The organism is Clostridium sp. AT4 (genome assembly GCF_001517625.2).
GTDB lineage: Bacteria > Bacillota > Clostridia > Lachnospirales > Lachnospiraceae > Enterocloster.
Map to the genome: position 1 here is coordinate 1,792,615 of NZ_LN999828.1, position 20,399 is coordinate 1,813,013.

Here is a 20,399-nt window from a genome sequence, read left to right on the forward strand (position 1 = left end):
GAAAGGGGGAACTGTGCCCCTTTCTGCTGTAAAAGTCTTTATTTTGTATCAAACTTCGTAGCGATCATATGTACTACATATGGGATCATAATTACAGGAATGCTTAAGTATCCCAGATATGCGTAACCTACAGATACGATCTTATTCAGTCCAAGCTGAGCAATCAGGAAAGCAACCAGTGTGCAGATAAATGTAACAATAATTACATTCTTTCCAGGTTTTGCAGTTGGATCAAAATTCTTATCCATGGAAGAACATACGCGGTTGGACATACCTGCGATCATGTTTACTGCGGTAGAAACGGAACCGAGTACGATCAGGATAGAAATAATCGGTCTTAATAAGGAAGGCGCAACACCTCTGTTTACCAGGATCAGCAGCGGAATGCTCTCTGTTGCAAAGTTAGGATCATTGGTAATCGCCATCATACCAAGAACTGCCATCAGACAGATTGCAGTATTTACAAAAAAGCCGTAAACCATGGATGTTTTTGCATCATCCGGGCTGGCAAATGGTTTTGCATGCTGGAACAGAAGACCGATCGAACCAAGCTGGAATGCTGCATATACAATACTCGTCCAGAATGCTTTTCCTACAGGTGCCGGATTCGCTGCGCTGGCAGCAATATTTGCAGAAATATCGCCCCACTGAACAATGATATTCGGAATATAAACGATCAGAAGACCGCCTACAATCAATACAGACAGAGTAGCTGCCACCTTGCGCACTACATTGGTACCATAAACTGCTACAATGAAAATAAAGATGCCTACAAATATTGTTCCAATCCAGTGATTGATTCCAAACGCACTTTCCATCGTACTGACTCCTGTAGCGAAAGCAGCCGCCGGAGCAACACAGATCGTTACAAGATATACAAGCTCATACAGGTTTGAAAAAATAGACGCATATTTTCCATAAAAATGGTTGTTAAAGCTTCTGTAGTCATATAAATCATGTTTCTTTGCATATCGCAGTCCGTACCACTGGTAAAAAGCTCCGATAAACTGTGCCAGAACACAGGTTGCAAATGCCCATACGCCAAACTGTACAAAGTACTGTCTTAACTGGTTTCCGGAAGCAAACCCTCCTCCAAACTGCGTGGTAAACCACACGAATGCAACACCGATCGTAACCGACATTTTGTCTTTACTAATCATAATTGTTTCCCCTTTTCATTTTTTATTTATCAGAACATTTCCTTAAATGCCTGAATCATCGTGTTGGCCTGTTCGTAGTTCACCATCTGGCGGTCTACTTCAATGTTCAGATTCATCAAACCTGCTGCATCGCAGGCCCTCTTAATCGGAACATAATCAAACTCTTCCGGGTCACAGAACTTGGTCATAAGAACAATCACGCCCTTGGCGTCATGCTTCTTTGCCTGCTCAATGATGTAATCCACACGTTTTTTATCTTTGTCATACAGCAGTGTACAGTTATCCATATCTGCAAACTTGTGAGCCAGCGCATCAACCGGATTAGCCATATCCGGAACATCGGTACGGTACTGTCTGGACTCATGAGCCACATCATCAAATACAACCTTGATGCCGTTCTCGTCAAAAATCTGCAGCAGGCTTGGGGAATCTGCCAGAATGCCGCTTACCAGAACTCTTACCTTTCCTTCTGCCTTTGGTCCCTTCTTTAATTCCTCATTGATCTGCTTTACAATGGCTGTGTGCTCCTCAGGAAGCATAAACCATGCACTCTTAAACACATCGCTTCTCTGTGCTGCTGTAATCTCGGCATCTGCTGCAATCTCAGCAAACTCTCTCATCACTGCATTGTGCTCATTGTAGATCTTATTGGACTCTGCAAGAGCAAACTCGGAGAAATGAGCGCCTGTTGCAGCTTCCAGATCGCGGATCACTCTTAAATATCCGTCTCTTGTAAACTTCACTCCGTATGCAGGCTTTCTGTTCTGGGGATATGTCATGGGAACAAATGGAATTCCCTTTACTGCGTATTTCCAGTTTTGTCCAAGTGTCTTTAAGGAATCGCACAGAGACGGGATCACGATGGCAGAAACACCGTCATATTCGCCCTTGATTCCCAGCTCTAAGATGGTCTGCATGACAGAGCAGATAAATGCAGGATAGTATTTCTTTGCTTCATTGATCTCCATGTCAGCGCCCCAGACGCCCATGGGAACCAGACCCATAGAATGGATAATCTCCTGAGGAGTGTAAACGGGTGCTACTGCTACCACTTTTTTTCCTTCTGCCAGGTATTTATCCAGCTGTTTTTTAGGAGCTGCTGCAACTTCATGAAGCTGCGCAAATAATTCGTTTACTGCCATTTTAATTACCTCCTTTGTTGGCTTCCATGATTTCCATCAGGCCCTGAACACGGGTGTCATACTGAGCTTCAGAGAAGTTTCTCGGATCTGCCTGATCGCCGTCAAAGGAAGCTACCGGAATATCGCAGGCTTCTCCGATCTGCCGGCTCATTTCCGGCATAAATCCGGACCACAGCTTGCAGGAACGGTTTGTATGTACTAAAAGTCCCTCTACATGATTATTCTTGCAGAGACGGATTCTCTTATCTCTTGCATGCTCCAGATTCATTGCATTGGGTACATTCGCATAAGCACGGCACATACCGTCAAAGTCTTCATAGATAAATCCGAAAGCATCTGCATAAATGGTAGTTACCATGTTGATGCCTCTGCTCTTTAAGCCGGTAGAGGTAGCACGCAGCCATGGCCAGCAGGCAATTCCCTCGAACATGATTCTGTATTTTTCTTCTGCACGGAAGGTGGAAACGCCCTTTTCGTGATTTTCCTTATATTCCTTTAACAGCGTTTCCATGGCATCTGCCGCTTCCTTCTTTCCGCGGGCGGTAACCATAACTGCCATGTGGTTTAACAGGTCAAAACCATTAAATGGAGATGGAACATATTTTGCCTGCTCCGTAGCCTCGATCCATGCACGGCTGGAACGTCCGGAGATTTCCATTACCTCTTTGAAGCGCTCATCACTCCACTTTTTGCCTGTATACTCTTCCAGCTGATGGATCGCATCCCAGAACTGAGCTTTGATATACTCTACCTCAGCATCTGATACCTCATAATCCGGATTGAATGGGATATCGATCATAATCATGGGGATATTCAGCTCTTTTGAAATATTTTCGTACCATTTGATCATACAGTTGCAGATATTGTTGCAGCAGAGAACAAAATCCGGAAGGGGCATATCCTGCTCCGGTGCCTCTTTTGCCTTCATATAAGCAAGAGATACTCTGGCATATGCGCAGATATCATTGGAATAGCCCTCGCCCTCACTGATATTACACATTCTTTCGCCGCCGCCTCTGGCTGCGATCGCTGCTGCCTGGTTCTCTGGATAGCATACATAAAGTCCCAGTGTTTCCGGGATCTCAACCGGGAAATTGCTGGCGCACCAGCCTACCATCTCTCCGCGGGCCTTCGCCTCCATGGCATCGCTGTAAGCCTTAGCTGCGATTTGTCCCAGTTTGAATTTTGCTGAATTCGGATCTGGTGCAGGTCTGCTTTTCTTTACTTCTTCACCCATAATGAAAACCTCCTTATATGATTCATTATTTTCTATTTTCATAAGCGTACAGGGCTGCCCCTAACGCTCCCATAAGTTGGGCCATGTCACTATATACAATCTCAACGCCAAGCTCTTTTGCCATTGCGTTTCTGACCCCGGCATTTCTGGCTACGCCGCCGCTCATGCATACTTTTTCCTTCACTCCGGCTCTTCTGGCCAGAGACGCTACCCTTGTAGCTACAGACTGGCAGATCCCTGCCACAAGATCCGGAAGATTGGTCCCTGCTGCAAGCTGGGAAATAACCTCCGACTCAGCAAATACGGTACAGGTGCTGGAAATACTGGCGGGATTTTCCGCCTTGGCTGCCTCTACCTCCAGATCCGAAATATCCAGCTTCAAAATTGTGGCCATTACGTCCAAAAAGCGGCCCGTACCTGCAGCGCACTTGTCATTCATTACAAAATTCATCATGCGCCCTTTATCATTGAGCGCAAGCACCTTGGCATCCTGTCCGCCGATATCAATGACTGTGCGAACATCCGGAAATGTAAAATGAACCCCTCTTGCATGACAGCTCAATTCGCTGAGCTCACCGTCCGCACCTTCAAACCGCTTTCTTCCATATCCGGTAGCAATGGTATATGCTACATCCTCTTCCTTCACTCCTGCGGTTTTCAGTACTTCCTCCAATGCCTGATGTGGTCCGTCTGTTCCCGTTCCTGCAACCACGATCGATGTCCCCACAATTTCTGTTCCATCCTTTAAAAGAACACATTTTGAAGTGGTGGAACCAATGTCAATTCCAAGTGTATACATATCTGCGCCCTTCTTCGTTTATTTTTTAACAATTAACCGTAAAAAATTTTTCATCTTGAACTCTAGTATACAAGATGAGGTAAAAATATGACTTATATTCTAGTATACAAGTTACTTCAAAAAAATAAAGTCTTGCAGTCTAGCATACAAGCTTTTCCAAAAAGCTGTTCATATTTATACAAATATGAACAACTCAATCACTATTGATAATATATTATCAAATATCAGGCAAGATGTAAATAGGTATTTTTTAATTTTAAAGATTTTTTTAGGCAAAACAACGAAATCTTAAACAAAATACTCCGGATACTCCGCTTTTGCCTGATCCGAGATTTTGGAAATAGTCTCCAAATGGGCAGACATGGCTCTTAATGTCCTTCCCGGCCGCTTGTCCAAAAGCGCCTGATAAATGGCTTCATGCTCCTGAATCAATTCGGGTACACGGTGAGCAAATGTCACATCAAAATTTCTCCATCTGGCAATATGGATCATATGCTCTGCCATAAGCTCCATCAGATTATGACGATGCACACTGTCAATCAGAATCCTGTGAAATTCAGAATCAAGATATTTAAAATCCACCTCATAATCCTCTGACTGACTGTATTTTTTCTGCCGATCCAGATTCTCCCGCAGCTGCTTCATAAGATCTTCTCTCTGAGAATCATCCATATCCTCAAATATCTCATATAAGATTTCCTTTTCTATAGCCGTACGCAAAAGCAGCAGGTCTGAAATAAATTCCAGATCCATTTTGCTTATATAGGTTCCCCTCTGGGGATACACCTCAACCAGCTTTCTCTCACTTAGCCGGGTAAAAACCGTCCGTATCACGGATCGCGAAACACCATAATCTTCGCTCATCTGGTTTTCACTGATCTTCTGCCCCGGCTGAAGCTGAAAATTAGTGATCCGCTCACACATATCCTTATAAATTTCATCTGCAGTCGCTGGCCTCTGATTATTATAAATTGTCATTTCGCACCTCCTTCCGGTCTTTTTGATTATCTGACAGATTATTATACCTCAAAATCACCCATTTTCCTAGAGTGATTTTCCACAGAGCTTTCCCATTTTCCTCAAAAACACTTTAACAGGTTTTGCTGAAGTCCGGTACGGCTATCCATATCTATCCGTTGATCATCTGAAAATGGTGCTGAGCCGCAGTAAAATACGGATCTGACGCCCATGAGCGCTGATGAATCACTGACCGATCATCTGTGGCCCATTATCTCTGAAATATTCAAAACAGCCATTGAAAATAACCAGAATCTGATCGTTGAAGACTGTTATATCCCCTTTGACTGGGAAAAGGATTTTTCAGAACGAGATTAAGCTGTAGGTGTATCTTGCATTTTTACATCGATTGATATATGATTATTTCAGTTTATTTTTACATAATCAGGGAGAATATATGGTCAGCCTTCATCTAAGTGATTCTACGATCAATTCTTTAAGCAATAATGAATTGAATATTTTAAAATATGTATACGAACACGGTGATGCCATCGTGGATATGAATATTCGGGAGTTTTCTGCCCAGGTATCCTACTCTTCCGCTACGATCTTACGTTTTTGCCGGAAACTGGGATATTCCGGATTTGCAGAATTTAAGTATCAGCTGCGCCATCAAACTATGATCCATGACATTCCGTCCTCTCCCGAAAAAAAGCCGGACTTTGATATTCAGAGGCTGATGGATTCCATGTGCTTTAATATTGACGGCACTGCCGGCCTGATCTCAGAAGAACAGCTTTCCAGAACCTTTCATTATCTTGACAGTGACTGCCCGATCTATGTATGGGCCCCCGGCGGACTTACGTCTATCCTCAGCAATTACTTTGAAAAACTGCTGCTTTCCATCGGTAGGCAAAATGTATATTTGCTGGAATCCTCCAAAATGTCCGCCCACATCCTGCAAAACCAGAAAAATAAGTGTCTTCTGATCCTGATCAGTACTACTGGAAACTTTGAACCAACCATTCGAATGGGAAAAATAGGCAGTATGAATCATATCCCTATTTTGACCATTTCTCCCTATACCAGCAATGCCCTTGCTGATCTGGGAACCATCAATTTCCGTTTTTTTACAAACCAACGTGAAAACCAGGGTGCGGAATTCACATCCCGCCTTCCGGTCTTTTATGTGATACACATGATTATCCGCAGCTATCTGGAATACAAACGTTTAGGAGATACCCATGATTCCATTATTTGAAAAAGCGTACCGTATGCAGCTTACGGAAACAGAAAAGAGCATACTGGATTATTTTGAAAAAAACCTTCCCCTCTCTGTCCACACTCATTTAAATGACCTGAGTTCTGCTCTTTATACCTCAAACGCTACCATCGTTCGTTTTTGTCAAAAACTGGGCTTAAATGGATATAATGAATTTAAATACCAGCTCCGTCATGAGTTAAAACAGATGAAGGAACCCGTTTTTTCTCCTAATGATCTGATTTCCCATTCCCTGGCTCTGTTTAGAGATAATATGGAAGCTGTCGATGCAGACAAATTAAAACGCATTGCCGACTATCTTACCGGCGACAATCCCGTATATATCTATGGTTCCAATTTAAGCTCTGTCCCGGCAAAATATCTTCAGGTCGTTTTAAATACATTGGATCACCCATCGATTCTTATCGAATGGCACCGCCTTCTGGCTGGACTGATCCATGAGATCACCTCGGATTCTGTTTTATTTATGATTTCCGCCCACGGAGATTCTCAGCGCTATCTTCCGATTTTTGAATGTGCCAAAAAAAGAGGAATTACCACTATTCTCCTTACCAGTGAAAAAAACAGTCCTCTGCTTTCTTTAAGCACCATCTGGATGTGCAGCAATGATCAGAATGAAGAATGTCATCATGTAGATATCAACTCCCGTCTCGGCATCATCACCCTGATCCAGCTGATTATTGAACTGGCAGCACAGGGTACAATAAAAGAGAACTCCTGATCCAAGTTTTCAAATCAGAAGTTCTCTTTTTATTGATCAATATTTTAATACTTCCCTCACATCGGATGCGATCCGCTCTACCTTCGGGCCGTAAATAACCTGAATATGCGTATCACTCGATCGTACAAATCCCATTGCCCCTGTCTTCTTGAGAATATCCTCATCAACAAGAGCCATATCCTTGATATCCACACGAAGTCTTGTCAGACAGTTATTTACCACACCGATGTTGCCAAAGCCGCCAAGTCCTTCAATAATCTTTACCGCTTTTGCTTTCTGCTGCTCATCCATGGAAACACCCTGCTTCCCATCTGTTTCCTCTTCATCTGCCACATCAATTGAAAGCTTCTTTTTTGTCAGATACCATTTAAACACCCGATAGTAGACAACAAAGAATACGGGTCCTACTACAAGTACCCAGTACCAGTTGGATCCGGGCTGGAACACACCCCAGATCAGGTAGTCGATCAATCCGCCTCCAGTATTTCCGATAATCACATGAAGCGCTGCCATCAGCATGAACGAAAGACCGCCCATAACAGCATGAAATACAAACAATGCAGGTGCAATAAACATAAATGAAAATTCCAGAGGCTCAGTAATACCGGAAACAACGCTGGCTGCCACGCCTGCGATCATCAGGGCTTTTACCTTTCCCTTCTTTTCTTCCGGAGAAGTACGGTAAATGGCGAGAGCCGCGCCGGAAAGTCCAAACATCATCATCGGCATTTTACCCTGTCCAAGGAATACCGTAAACGGAGCCAGTTCATTGATATCAACCTTATCAATAAACTGCAGGAAAATATTCAGACAGCCTTCTACGCCCTCATAAACACCCCCAAGAGATGTGGTTCTGAAAAGACCGTTCAGCACATGGTGAAGTCCTGTCGGAATCAGAAGGCGTTCCAAAAAACCATAGGTAAATACGCCTGCCAGACCGGTTGCGGAAATAAGGCCGCCCAGCCCGTCAATGGCTGCAGAAATCGGCTTCCATACCAGAGGAGCGATCAGACCGGCTGCTGCCATTGCCATAATTACGGCAATCGCTACGAATCGTTTTCCTCCATAAAAGGAAATTGCTACGGGAAACTGTACTTTATGATATTTGTTATGAATCTTTGCAGTAACCAAACCGGAAATAATACCTGCTACCGCTCCCATGTCCAGTGTTTCCACACCAAGAATCGCGGAAATCTTCAATGCGCCAAAATCCATGAACCCGGATCCTATCATACAGGACGATGCCACCAAAAAGGTATAGTAGCCAATAAAGCCTGCAAATGCCGCTATTTCCTTTTCTTCCTTTGCAAGACCAAAGGCAATGGAAATAGAAAACAGCACCGGGATCAAGGTAAAAACAACGCCTGCTACCTTATTCAAAGTTAAAATTACAAACTGAAGAACCGGAAGCTGTAAAAATGGCAGCGCCTCTACAACCTGTGCTTTCATCAGTGCAGAACTCAGTCCCAGGACGATGCCGCAGGCAGCTAAAGCTGCAATCGGCATCAGTAAGCTCCGTCCAAGGGCTGAAAAAAAGTCCATAACTTCATTCTTATTCATTGTAAACCCCCGATTTTACATATATTCTCTGATTATGTATGATTACCGCAATTCCGGCCACATCCCCTTATTCGCTTCAATCAGCGCATCCAGAACTTTTCTTGCTTTCTTTGCATCATTGATCAGACGGTTCAGAGTAAATGCCTCCAGTGCCTTCTGATAAGAATTTTCAAAATATGCATCTACGATCAGCTTTTCGCAGGAAACCTGATTAACCAGAAGTCCTAAATTAAACTGCGGAATATTACCCACGCGCATAGGTCTCGGTCCGTTAATACCAAGCTCACAGACCACCTCAACCATTGCATCATCCTGCATATTTGCAATCGCGCCGTTATTTTCCACGATCAGGATATGGCGGTCATTTTTATTGTACGCAATCGCCTCTGCCACCTTTATCATCATCTCTGCATGAGCATCTGATATTGCATGGAATTTATCTCCCAATTTTCCTTCTTTAATTACCTCTGCACATTCGGTAAACACCCTTTTTTCTCTTCCTGCCATAACCTCATCTGCACGGGTAAAGTTGGGATCCAGATGGCTTACTTTATAATCGGGATACAGGTAATACTGATCGTATGTATTTGGAAGAAACTCCGGGAAATCTGCCATGATCGTCTGAACCATTCCATAGGTATCCAGCCAGGACTGATCTCTCTGCTCCGCATCCTGGGGCAAAAATCCTTTCTCCTTCACCATTTCACGAACCTTTGGCAAAAGATCTTCGCCTGTATGTGCATCATATACATGAGTAAACCAGCCATAATGATTCAGGCCAAAATATACCGGATCCAGATCTTCCCATTTACATCCTAACAGGCGGCTTACGGAACGGACTACATTTTCCGGCTGGTCACAGATATTTAAAATTCTCTTGTCATCGGGGAATTCTCTGCGAAGAGCCTCTGCAACGATTGCTGCCGGATTGGAGTAATTTAAAATCCATGCATTGGGCGCATAGGTACGGATATCGTGAACTGCTTTAATCATATCTACACAGGAACGAAGTCCATATGCCATTCCGCCGGCTCCGCAGGTTTCCTGACCAATGAGTCCCATACTGAGAGGAATATGCTCATCCTTGGCGCGCATCTTTAAGCCGCCAGCGCGCATCTGCATAAAGATAAAATCCATTCCTTCATATGCTTCCTTCACATCTGTGGTATAGGAAAATTCCAGTTCCGGAAAACGTTCTTTAAATAAAATTTCGCCATATTTACCAATCGGCTCCTGACGCTCCGCATCTATATCAAACAATACCAGTTTTTTCAGTGGAAATTCTTCTCTCAGGCGTACAAAGGACTTTAAAAATCCCAATGTATATGTACTTCCGCCGCCTACAATACATACATTAAATGTTTTCATAATCGCTTCTCCTTTTTTTCGATTTGTGAGATTTTTTTGATGAATCCATCATACTTTATTCATAATGATATGTAAATAGTTTCTAATTATTGTGAATATCGTATTATATTTTATTATTTGTTACCTATATAGTAATATTTTTCAATCTTTTATATAAAAATACGCCCCGACAGACATTTCCTCTTCTATCAGAGCGTATTTTGTTACCTTCTTTTATTTTTTTTCCTGCTTCTCTGCCTTCCTGCACAATTCTTTCCATTTATCTGTTCGGAAATACAGAAGCATGGCCAGAAGACCGACTACAAAGCTTATGGGGATTCCTGCCATTACGTTTCTTCCATATCCCAGCCATCCGATCAGACAGGCTGCGGGAATCCGGACTGCCCACAGCATCAGCAGATTCACAATGGTAGGATAACGGATCTCTCCAATTCCATTCACAAAGCAGATAATCCCATTAAATACCGCATAGCACCAGGTAAATGGCAGAACCACGCGAATATAGTGAACTGCCATCTCAAGAACCTGTTCATCCCTTGTAAAAAAACGGAGCACCGGACGGCAGCCGGCTGTAAGCAAAAGACCGGCAGCCAGGGTAATAGCTCCTGAAAATACCGGAATTATTAAAGCTCCTCTGCGAAGCCTTCTGTAATCCTCTGCCCCAAGATTCTGACCTGCAAAAATGGTTGCCGCAGAGGAAAAGGAAGTTATCGCAATATTAGCAATAGCATTCACCTTTCCCGCAACAGAACAACCTGCCACAAAAGCAGAACCCTGGGTATTAAACAACGTCTGCATCACCAGATGGCCGACCGAATATAAAGCTGAGTTTAATCCGAGAGGAAGCCCCACGCTCAGAATCTGTCTGACCATTGCCCTGTCATAGCTATGGGGCAGAAACGTCATAGCCAGCTCTTTGTAATGCTTCCTGATATACAGTATACTGAACAGCCAGGACATTATCATTGCGATGGCTGTCGCCAGAGCTGCCCCTGCCACTCCCATTCCGAATACAGCCACAAAAACCAGATCCAGCACAATATTTACCAGGCAGGTAATCATCAAAAGAAGCAGGGTTGCACTGCTGTTCCCAAGCCCTCTTAATATCCCGGCGTTTAAATTGTATCCCATATTTCCCAGACAGCCCAACGTAGTGATCCTGAGATACTCAACCGCTCCCTCCATAGCGTCTGCCGGCACCTTCATCAGCTTTAAAAGCCAGGGACCTGCCAGCACCCCCACCACAGAAAGAGGAACCGCACAGAGATACAAAAACCATACTGCCGTGGAGGTAAGCCTCCCCATCCGCTTTCCGTCATTTCTTCCCATGGCCTGGGAAACCAGAATCGAAATCCCCGATCCGATTCCCAGAAAGATGCAAAGCAGAATTTCCAACGGCTGAGAACTTGTAGCCACCGCCGCCAAAGCTGCTGCATCACAGTAATTCCCAATAACCAGCGTATCTACTGTACTGTAAAGCTGCTGCAAGATATTTCCCACACAAATAGGAATGGCAAAAATAAGAGCCTTTTTTATAATAGAGCCGCTGGTCATATCCACCAGCGATGGGGAACGCACCATAAATACTTCCTCCGTTTTATAACTGATGTAGTCTATTCTAATACAAACTATTCTCGTATGCAAGAAATATCCGGCACTGTTATATTACAACTTCAATCTTATTTTTCATCGCCTCTTCTCCACACAGGAATACAGCAGCACACCTCCTATAGTAATTGTACCTCCGAAAATCTGAAGAGTATCCTGTACTTCTCCAAAATCTCCGCAGCTGTCTTCCTTTTTTCCAAAAACAACAGGCGTCATAAAAACCACTGTCCACAATCTGGAAAACGGGCAGGGGTTCTGACCGCTTGAAATACAAACCTGGATGCGGTATCATAAAAATACATGCAGCCAGCTTGGCAATAAACATTCAGCAAGGAACGAAACTATGATATCTTATAAAATTTTGCACACCAAGGACATGAACCAAAACTTATTTGATCACTTCATCCGCCATCAAACCGTTGTAAAATGTTGGCGTAGAGAGCATGGAAGCTGGATCATCCGGGATGATCCCTTTACGGATGACTGGTCAGAAGATGACTATCGGCAGCTGATCTCCCATTTAAAATCCCTGCTCTGCTCCAATGGCTTTGTCTGCGGTGCTTTTTATCAGAATACTTTAAAAAGATTTGTATCGGAGGATATGCGGAGAATGGGAATTGGAAGGACGCTCTTGGATGTGTGGATGCAAGGATATACAGCCGGAAGCATGTCGAAGAGGAGCCATATGACTGTCAGATGGAGTATGTATTATAACTGTCAAATTTTTCACAACATTTGCTTACAGTTAAGGCACGCCCGTGACACACAAACACAAAAGAGCCGCAAAAGACGGCTCTTATCCTAAAGTTCCAGTATCCATTACGCATTTAATCAAAAAACAGCTTTAAATCATCTTCTTCGGTACTTATTATGATATAATCAAACATGAAAATCTGTTGTTATTACAACAAAAGGAGAAAAAATGAACTTATCCAATACACAGCTGTTCCGTGGACTGGAGGAACACGAAATCACATCTCTTTTAAGCTGTCTGAATACTGTGACACGCAGTTATAAAAAGGGAGAAATCATTCTCTCCGAGGGAATGATCACGGAAAATATCGGTGTTGTACTCTCCGGTATGGTCCTTATCTCCTACGGTGATATCTGGGGAAATACAAGTATTCTGGGCAATGCAGCACCCGGCTGCGTATTTGCCGAAGTATATGCCTGTATTCCGGGACAACCTCTGCTGATCACTGTATCTGCCGCCGAGCCCGCAACCGTGCTGTTTATGAATGTGGGGCGGGTCTTGACCTCCTGCTCCAATACCTGCCCCTTTCATGCAAGGCTGGCCAGAAACCTGCTGACTGTATGCGCTGACAAAAGCCTTCAGCTTTCCCGAAGAATGAAGCACACTACCTCAAAATCCATCCGCGGGCGTCTGATGTCCTATTTTTCAGAATGTGCCAAACAGTTTGGAAGCAGTTCCTTCATAATTCCCTATAACCGCCAGCAGCTGGCAGACTATCTGGGTGTGGACCGCAGTACCATGTGCAATGAGCTTTCTAAAATGCAGAGAGATGGGATCATTGAATATGAGAAGAATCGATTTTTGCTGAAAATGTGAATGTTAGAAGCGGCAAAGCTGTGACGGGGATTTTATTTTGATTTGAGAAGGAGTCTTTTTAGCTGCCTGAGACGGTGTTTTTCTACCGGCCTGAGACGGCGTTTTCTTTCCTGCCTGAGACGGAGTTGCTGTCATCCCTTCCGGGATACGATACAGTCCCTTCTTTGCCGGCATCCATACTCCTGCTGCCGTATTCACTTTATAAATCCTGCAGTTTTCCAAAATCGCCCTGTTTGAAGGATTACAGGAGGTATTCAAGTTATCAAATAATCTGAACTGCGTTGCATATCCGGGCATAGCTCCGGTCCACCAGTTTATGTGCTGTCTGTAAGTTTCTCCCGACAAATGAATTTCACATCCGGCTTCATCGGGATAGAAATCAACATTAAACCGAAACGGACTGCTGTCCACCCTGTAATCTGCTGAAACCAACAGCATCGTACCCGGCCGGATGGATACGCTCCTGCTTTCCACTTTAATCTGATTGCTCTGGCTCCACCAGTCCGATGCAGCCATTGCTCCAATATTGTACATAAGAGAAATGTTATATCTGTTCCGGGTATATCCGCAGCCGCTGCATCCCTGCCAGCACTGAGAACCATTTTCCTGCCACAAAAGGCTGTGGTCTGCCTTTTCTCTCTCAGCCCGACATCTGCTGCAAAAACGGACATGATACGTCTCATTATAATCCAGACCATTTTTCCATGCATGACCCAGAGCTGACACATCCGGCGCATCATACTCATATCCACATCGGCAGGAATATCTGTGGATTCCATTCGTGATGCAGTCGGGCTCCTTAATCAGCAAAGAGGAAAAGCTATGATTTCCGTATTCTGTGATTTTCCCGCATACTCTGCAGTAAAACCAGTGTGTCTGACCATCATATTTCATATCGGTTCCCTGGGAATGATCACACTCCCATCTGGCATACAGTAAAATATCACCTGATTCATCCGGCCCGATCTGTACAGTCGGCTCTCCACTGAAATCAGGGGATCGAAACCATCCTGAAAAGCTATATCCTCCATATACCAGTTCTGACTTTTCAGGCAGAATCACAGTCTCTCCTCTTTCGTATTTCACCGGAGGACTATATCCTTTTTTCCATGCTCCTCCATTAAGACTGTATTCAATCGAAGATCCCGTGCCCCTGATTGAAAAATCATTTCTTATTTTTTCTGAGCTTCCGCCATACTGTCCATATGCCGGAAATACCATAAGCACTGCTAAAAGAGCTGTAATTGCCCCAAATCTGAGCTTTTTTAAAAATGTATATCGCCTATCTGCTCTCATCCATTTTCTCCATCCCCATTTTGCCATCCCAGACTCCATTTTTATCTACCAGACAGCCATCCGGCGTCCTTTCGTCCATATACATACTGCCGTATGATTTATATCCCAGCTTTTCATAGATCCATTTTCCCAGTCCCGTTTTCCAAAACCAGGTCTGTCCGGGAATGTCCTCTTCTGCGGCAAAATAATAACTTTTTCCGTCTATTTCCTGCCAGCCTGACAGCATGATTCCTGTCCTGCGGTCAAGAAAATACCACTTGCCGTCCTGCCCGTCCTTGTGCCATCCCTTGATCAGCATTCCCAAATTCCCATCACTTACTTCACTGGTATAGTACCACAGAGCATCTGACGCCTGATACCAGCCAACCGTCATGATCCCGTCTTTTCCAAAATGAAACCAGCTGCACGTATTCTTTACCGGAGCATAGGGATTGGGCGTATAAACCCAGGCATCTCTTATATAATTTCCCCTGCCGTCACCGTATTTCCACTGCCTCTTTCTCTCATCCGCCAGTTCCCATTTTCCCATAGAGCACTCTGCCTTTTCCTGAGGAGACGGGTATGGATAAAACTTTGAGCCTCCTTTAAAACCACCGTGTCCTTTGGATATGGATGCAGAATGGATAATCTCCGCCCCTTTCCATGGATTTTTTCCGGAAAAATCCGGGCGAAATGCACTGTACTGTACAGCCTGTGCATCAACAGCCACTTCTACCTGCGTTCCTTTTAAGACTAAGTGGACATCCGGGATCAGAATCCCATCTGTCACAGGGATATCCGTCCTGGCTTCTGCTTTTTTTGTATAATAGTAATATTCCCCGTGTTTTTCCCAGCCTTTAAGGATCATGAGGTTTTTATCTGAAAAAGGGGCATTCAGGCCTTTTCTGGAAAACCGAAACTTTACCCGTACCCAGGATGGACCCAGCTTATTTTTAAGCGTCAGCCTGTATCCTGCTGTTGATCCGGGAAAATATTCCTCTGCCCCATCTGTTTCTGCATCCAGCTCAATGGCTACCTGTGAAGTTTCGGAGGCGTATACAGGAAAAGCCCCTGTAAGGCACATGATCGCCAAAACTGTACACAACCTTCTCTTTCTCATCCTATTCCTACTTTAGCCCCAGTGTTGCTGCAGCCGCATCCAATGTAGGCTGTCCTGTGGTCTGGATCAGGCTTCCCGATACATTGACAGAATCTGATACGGCCTCTAATTTCGTAAAATCCTGCACCGTAAAGCTGGTAAAAAGCTTAGGTGTTTCCGCTCCTGGGGCCAGGGGATCTTTCAGTCCGTAGATATACACGCTGTCCGTCCCCGGCTCTCCGGAAATATCTTCCCTGATTTTCTCCCATTTTGCACCATCAATCCCATTCAAAACCACCGCATCATACACCTGATCTGAAAGATCTCCCTTCTTCTGTGCAGTAACTGCCGGAATCTCCACCTGTAAAAATGCCCATGATTGATATTCCACATTTGATTTTAAAGACGGATCCTTTGTTACCTCCTGCCCCGGCTCCAGATCCACGGCGTTTGCCGGATTCCAACCCAGCTCCAAAATAGTACCTGCCGTATCCTTCTGATCCGACTGGCCTGCCACAATATTAAACACATTGGACTTTGTTTCTGCCGTGCCAGAAAAATACGCATATGCACCGCTGACTGCTCCAAGCGTCATTGCTCCTGCCAAAACTGCTGCTTTCGTTTTTTTGCTGAATCCCATAAAAATCTCCTTCCGCCCAACCGGGCTATTATATTTTATAACAACGATGACCGCATCCTGAAACGCCGGAGGAAGCCACCTGTGTTATCATCCTATTTCGGACAACCTGAATACCTCTCTCAGGATCGGAGCCGCTGCATTCATCCGGAAGACTACGGTTCCCTTTACATCCTTTTTCAAAATACAAACTGTGTCCGGCTCCGGGTTCGCATCTCCCTGAAACCAATATCCATCCTCCGTAATATCAATCACACGATGGATCACTGCGTTTCCATTTGAAAAATAAACGCCAATCTCCCCTTTTTCAGGCGCTCTTCGAGAATCCGCTGCCACAATTGCCCCTGTCTGCAGCTCTGGTTCCATGGAACCCGTACGGATCAGATAGCGGTCAAAACGCTGATTTCCATACAAAATGGCAGCCAAAAGAATCAGAAATACCAGATTTCCTTTCAAAAAGGCTATTATTTTTTTCAATTTTAGACTCCTCCCTGGAAATAGAATACTTTTATGAATGGAAAATTTTGAATTGAATAAAATAGTGGAAATTTTGAAAATAAAGAAAAAATTTTGATTTCAAAGAAATTCATAAGAAAAAGACAGACCTGTCTGAAATGTGGTTCCTGCTTTTTTACTATTTATACTTCATAATCCGGATGATGTCAAGGGGGAAAATCACAAAAATACTTGACCTGTATACAAAATCGAATAGAATAAATCATATACCCTGACTTCCGTCGTTTCTCTCAAAACATAGTACTCAGGAGTCCAGGAGGATACAGTTCTGAAAAAGATTGTTGATTTCTTTTTCAGTGAGAAACAAAGCATCAAGATTCGTTAGGCTGGTAGCTTTTTTAACTTTTTCGTTTACTGTCTGGTTTCGAGAAATATTAATATAAGAGCCATCTCCTTTATTGACAATCCGGAAGTCCCGTATGAAATCAATCAGATCATAAGAATTAATCTGATTTTTAAAAACTTTAATCTCAAGCACTCTTAAAAGAAACAAGCTAAGGTAGCAGATTAAAAAATGCCCATAGATTGTTTCTTTTTTGTGCACGTAAACCGGGCGTGCATCCAGATAAGACTTTGTGATCCGGAAGGATTCTTCGATCTTCCATAAGCTGTGGTAGGTCTGATAGATTTGGAGCGGTTCCATATCCAACTCTGAGGTGACCATAAGGTTGTATCCTGCATACTTCAGATCCTCATTAACCTTCTCTTTATCAATTCCTATCACAGGAGTTATCTTTTTCCCGTTCTTATATGACACTTTTTGAACGCGGCTGTTTCTTTTCTTTATCCCAGTGAGATTCATACATCTGCAAATAGGTACCTTTTTTCTTCTTCTCTTTTCTTAAATAGTATGCCATAACCGACCTCCGAACAAAGTGTTATAGAGTACTATTATTATAATATATCAAAAAAATTTTTTTCAATAAAAAAAGCCCCAAAAGGGCATTGAAAATTTGCTGTAAATGAAGGAAAAATCGAGATGCAGGAAAAGAAATGAAAAAATGACAAAAAGAAAACGACGGAAATTTCCTAGTACTACGACGGAAAACGGGAGAAATTTGCCAGAAACGAGATTTCTTTCTGGATTGACTTTTTCATGAGTACAGCATATACTATAGACAGTATAAAAAAACTGTTTTACGGTTTTTATATGGGCGGCGTTGCGACGGCGTCCTAATTTTTTGGCTCTTTGTCAAGAGTTGGGGTGGTATTCTTTGGAATACCGTCCACTCTTAGGTTTTGGGACATTTTTATGTTTGATTGAAATAATCACATTTTTCTTTTAAAAATAGCGCCTCTCCTGGTTTTCAGGAGGGGCACTGTTCATTTTTAGACTTCTGCATTATTTGGTTGTAAAACGATTCGGTTTTGATGGGTGTGTGGCTGTAAAAACAAAACATGGAAAAAATTGTCCTGTTTCATAAAAAAGCTTCAAGAAAAAATCAGACTGAATGCCGTAGAACTTGTCGTCATCAGCCCCCCCAGTGCTTACAGGGAACAACCTACGAAATGTAGACTTCCTGAATAAATTTCGAAAATGGGTACTGGCCATGTAAACAAAGTCTCATTTCTGGTATCATGTACGATGTCCTGTACCAAATATCAGAAACAGAACAAAGAAAAATACAAGTAATCCAAGCCAGTTTCTTCTCAAAAGCAGATGTATCATCATGGAAATCAGCAAAATGCCCATTACAATTATAATTCCATTCATCTCTTACCGTCTCCCTGCAGCATATTCTCCCATACAAATATCTAATACTTCTCTGGGTGGCTGGATCAGGGCGTCCTCATACTGGCACTTCCACTGAATCTCCCGGCACATCTGGCCATCCGCCACGCCGTCTATGGTTTCCCCATCCTGAATGGGGTTATCATGCTCCAATATGTACGATGCCACATTGTAGGCGTGGTTTACCACCCAGTTGGGGTTCATGTCGTGGAAGTGGTACTGGAGGTCAGGCAGGAACAGGGTGCTCATGCCCACCGTGTCGATGAGCATATCTTCCGTGCCCTCAATGTTGAAGAATCGGACATTGACACCAAAGCGGATGAACCGATCCGTGCCCTCAATCTGATGGGAGCGCACATCCTCTGCCAGAAACAGCTTGCCGCAGTTCTGAAAATAGAATGCCTCACAGGTGGGGTACAGCTCCGCCAGAGCCTCCAAAAAGTCGGCATCCAGATTGGCACGCTCCAGCGCCGGAAGCGCCGCTGCCAGCATATCGGTGGCTACCACCTGATATTTACACTCCCGGAAGATCCGCTCCCGGTTCTCCTGGCAGTCCCACATCTGGCTCATCGGGAAGGCATCAAAGCCTTTGCCCTTGAACTCGTCGCATTTCATCACCATCAGCTGCACCGGGCATTTTCCCTCCTTGAACTCTGCAATATGCTCCTGTGCGGCAAAGCCGGCCATTTTCTTATCATAACAGAAGCACTCTGTCGATCCGATGTGCTTCTCCATTACGGCAGTCATTTTTTCTTTATCCGGCATTTCTACCTGCTCTTTGAACAGCATCTGAATGAGATAGGGACCACCGGGCCGGGAACCTTTTTTGTCGTCCAGGTTTTGCTGGAAAACTTTATTGCTCATTTGGTTTCCTCCTTCTTTTCTGGGAACAACTTCCACCGAAACTCCAGCTCTTTCTGGACAAACTCTTTCGGCAGGCCGCGGGGGTTGGCGATGAGATACCATACCCGAAAGGTGCGCTTTTTCGAATCTGTTTCCTGCCGGTAGAGCTGATAGCCCGCCTCATCCTCCTGCGTCCACTGTCCTGTCTGCCGCTTGGCCTGCACAAAGGGTTCCACCACCTGGTCCAGCTCCTCTCTGGTGCGGCTTGAGGCCCAGGCTTGATCCACATCGTTGGCGTGGGAGAGGTGGAACAACATCGAACCCATCCAGTTCTTTGCCTTGTGTTCAGGCGTTCCGCGCAATTCCGCCTGATGGCGGTACTCCGCCAGCTGCTCCGGTGTTCCGTACCGTTCCACCATCTGCTCATCCACATGAATGCGCCAGCTGTAATCCTCTGGCTGGGTAAAGGGGGCGCAGACCGACTGGAGCGCCCCTACTGGGTCTGCTTCAAAGCAGTCAATAAAATTGAGGTAGTGGGCTTTAATCAGGGGCAGGAAGGTGTTCAGCAGCCTGGTGTCCAGCCACAGGTCCTCTGTCAGCATCCGAAAGAATGAACCGCCTGTTGTCGGTTCTATTTTGAAAGAGTAAAGGTAATCATCTCCCTGCTTTATGATACAGGTAAAGCCCACCTCCACATTTCCATGGCCGATTTCGTAGTCTATGTAGTTGTAGCGGCTCCGGTCAAAGCAGATCTGATAGGTCAGCCCGTTTTTCATTTTCTTTTTGAAGTCGCCTTTTTTCAGCTGCTTCCAGCCCTTTTCCTCCAGATCCAGGCCGTTCCATAGGTAGTCCAGAAGCTCCTGAAATATATCTGCCGGGCGTTTTTGCTCCAT

Annotated in this window: 19 protein-coding genes; 4 read left to right on the forward strand and 15 right to left on the reverse strand. The window is 44.3% G+C overall.

Translation table 11 applies throughout. The features are described 5' to 3' along the window. Positions 1-38: 38 nt before the first annotated feature. From BN3656_RS14605 to BN3656_RS14625, 5 genes are all read right to left on the reverse strand, one after another. Positions 39-1,160, reverse strand: coding sequence for a hypothetical protein (locus BN3656_RS14605; protein ID WP_066549619.1), 1,122 nt, complete (start codon positions 1,158-1,160; stop codon positions 39-41). A 29-nt stretch (positions 1,161-1,189) separates the two neighbouring features. Further along, positions 1,190-2,302: a 2-hydroxyacyl-CoA dehydratase family protein gene (locus BN3656_RS14610; protein ID WP_066549620.1), complete on the reverse strand. Its 1,113-nt coding sequence runs from the start codon at positions 2,300-2,302 to the stop codon at positions 1,190-1,192. 1 nt (position 2,303) lies between these two features. Further along, positions 2,304-3,539, reverse strand: coding sequence for a 2-hydroxyacyl-CoA dehydratase family protein (locus BN3656_RS14615; protein ID WP_066549622.1), 1,236 nt, complete (start codon positions 3,537-3,539; stop codon positions 2,304-2,306). 25 nt (positions 3,540-3,564) lie between these two features. Then, positions 3,565-4,338, reverse strand: a complete 774-nt coding sequence (locus BN3656_RS14620) for an acyl-CoA dehydratase activase (RefSeq protein WP_066549625.1) — start codon at positions 4,336-4,338, stop codon at positions 3,565-3,567. A 288-nt stretch (positions 4,339-4,626) separates the two neighbouring features. After that, positions 4,627-5,316, reverse strand: a complete 690-nt coding sequence (locus BN3656_RS14625) for a GntR family transcriptional regulator (RefSeq protein ID WP_242963017.1) — start codon at positions 5,314-5,316, stop codon at positions 4,627-4,629. A 210-nt stretch (positions 5,317-5,526) separates the two neighbouring features. Here BN3656_RS14625 and BN3656_RS17145 point away from each other — a divergent pair, with 210 nt between their 5' ends. The 3 genes from BN3656_RS17145 to BN3656_RS14640 all read left to right on the forward strand — a co-directional run bounded on the left by BN3656_RS17145 (position 5,527) and on the right by BN3656_RS14640 (position 7,298). Beyond that, positions 5,527-5,673 carry a hypothetical protein gene (locus BN3656_RS17145; RefSeq protein ID WP_347461168.1) on the forward strand — a complete coding sequence of 49 codons (147 nt, stop codon included), beginning with the start codon at positions 5,527-5,529 and terminating at the stop codon, positions 5,671-5,673. 79 nt (positions 5,674-5,752) lie between these two features. Then, positions 5,753-6,556 (forward strand): MurR/RpiR family transcriptional regulator, encoded by an 804-nt coding sequence (locus BN3656_RS14635; RefSeq protein ID WP_066549626.1) that lies wholly within the window; start codon positions 5,753-5,755, stop codon positions 6,554-6,556. Then, positions 6,540-7,298, forward strand: coding sequence for a MurR/RpiR family transcriptional regulator (locus BN3656_RS14640; RefSeq protein ID WP_066549627.1), 759 nt, complete (start codon positions 6,540-6,542; stop codon positions 7,296-7,298). The genes BN3656_RS14635 and BN3656_RS14640 overlap by 17 nt, the downstream gene beginning before the upstream one ends. Positions 7,299-7,334: 36 nt before the next feature. Here the strand turns inward: BN3656_RS14640 and BN3656_RS14645 are convergent, their stop codons facing one another. From BN3656_RS14645 to BN3656_RS14655, 3 genes are all read right to left on the reverse strand, one after another. Then, a complete protein-coding gene (locus BN3656_RS14645) occupies positions 7,335-8,858 on the reverse strand; it encodes a PTS transporter subunit EIIC (RefSeq protein ID WP_066549628.1) in 1,524 nt (507 codons plus the stop codon). Between the two features lie 42 nt (positions 8,859-8,900). Further along, positions 8,901-10,226 carry a 6-phospho-alpha-glucosidase gene (locus tag BN3656_RS14650; RefSeq protein WP_066549632.1) on the reverse strand — a complete coding sequence of 442 codons (1,326 nt, stop codon included), beginning with the start codon at positions 10,224-10,226 and terminating at the stop codon, positions 8,901-8,903. Positions 10,227-10,439: 213 nt separating this feature from the next. Then, the gene (locus BN3656_RS14655) at positions 10,440-11,807 is read right to left on the reverse strand and encodes an MATE family efflux transporter (protein ID WP_347461169.1); all 1,368 of its coding nucleotides are present in this window, start codon (positions 11,805-11,807) and stop codon (positions 10,440-10,442) included. A 949-nt stretch (positions 11,808-12,756) separates the two neighbouring features. Here BN3656_RS14655 and BN3656_RS14665 point away from each other — a divergent pair. After that, the gene (locus BN3656_RS14665; protein WP_066549642.1) at positions 12,757-13,404 is read left to right on the forward strand and encodes a Crp/Fnr family transcriptional regulator; all 648 of its coding nucleotides are present in this window, start codon (positions 12,757-12,759) and stop codon (positions 13,402-13,404) included. 3 nt (positions 13,405-13,407) lie between these two features. On the opposite strand, the gene BN3656_RS14670 is transcribed toward BN3656_RS14665, so the two are convergent. The 7 genes from BN3656_RS14670 to BN3656_RS14700 all read right to left on the reverse strand — a co-directional run bounded on the left by BN3656_RS14670 (position 13,408) and on the right by BN3656_RS14700 (position 20,399). Further along, positions 13,408-14,700 carry an InlB B-repeat-containing protein gene (locus BN3656_RS14670; protein ID WP_066549644.1) on the reverse strand — a complete coding sequence of 431 codons (1,293 nt, stop codon included), beginning with the start codon at positions 14,698-14,700 and terminating at the stop codon, positions 13,408-13,410. Then, positions 14,687-15,799 (reverse strand): hypothetical protein, encoded by a 1,113-nt coding sequence (locus tag BN3656_RS14675; protein ID WP_143331357.1) that lies wholly within the window; start codon positions 15,797-15,799, stop codon positions 14,687-14,689. Before BN3656_RS14675 ends, BN3656_RS14670 begins: the two co-directional genes overlap by 14 nt. Positions 15,800-15,806: 7 nt before the next feature. Then, positions 15,807-16,418, reverse strand: coding sequence for a hypothetical protein (locus tag BN3656_RS14680; protein ID WP_066549648.1), 612 nt, complete (start codon positions 16,416-16,418; stop codon positions 15,807-15,809). 87 nt (positions 16,419-16,505) lie between these two features. Next, positions 16,506-16,892, reverse strand: a complete 387-nt coding sequence (locus BN3656_RS14685) for a signal peptidase I (RefSeq protein WP_066549651.1) — start codon at positions 16,890-16,892, stop codon at positions 16,506-16,508. A gap of 283 nt (positions 16,893-17,175) precedes the next feature. Then, positions 17,176-17,655 carry a transposase gene (locus tag BN3656_RS14690; RefSeq protein WP_066549653.1) on the reverse strand — a complete coding sequence of 160 codons (480 nt, stop codon included), beginning with the start codon at positions 17,653-17,655 and terminating at the stop codon, positions 17,176-17,178. Positions 17,656-18,648: 993 nt separating this feature from the next. Then, positions 18,649-19,527 carry a DUF4261 domain-containing protein gene (locus tag BN3656_RS14695; RefSeq protein ID WP_066549655.1) on the reverse strand — a complete coding sequence of 293 codons (879 nt, stop codon included), beginning with the start codon at positions 19,525-19,527 and terminating at the stop codon, positions 18,649-18,651. Beyond that, a complete protein-coding gene (locus BN3656_RS14700) occupies positions 19,524-20,399 on the reverse strand; it encodes a spondin (RefSeq protein WP_066549657.1) in 876 nt (291 codons plus the stop codon). Before BN3656_RS14700 ends, BN3656_RS14695 begins: the two co-directional genes overlap by 4 nt.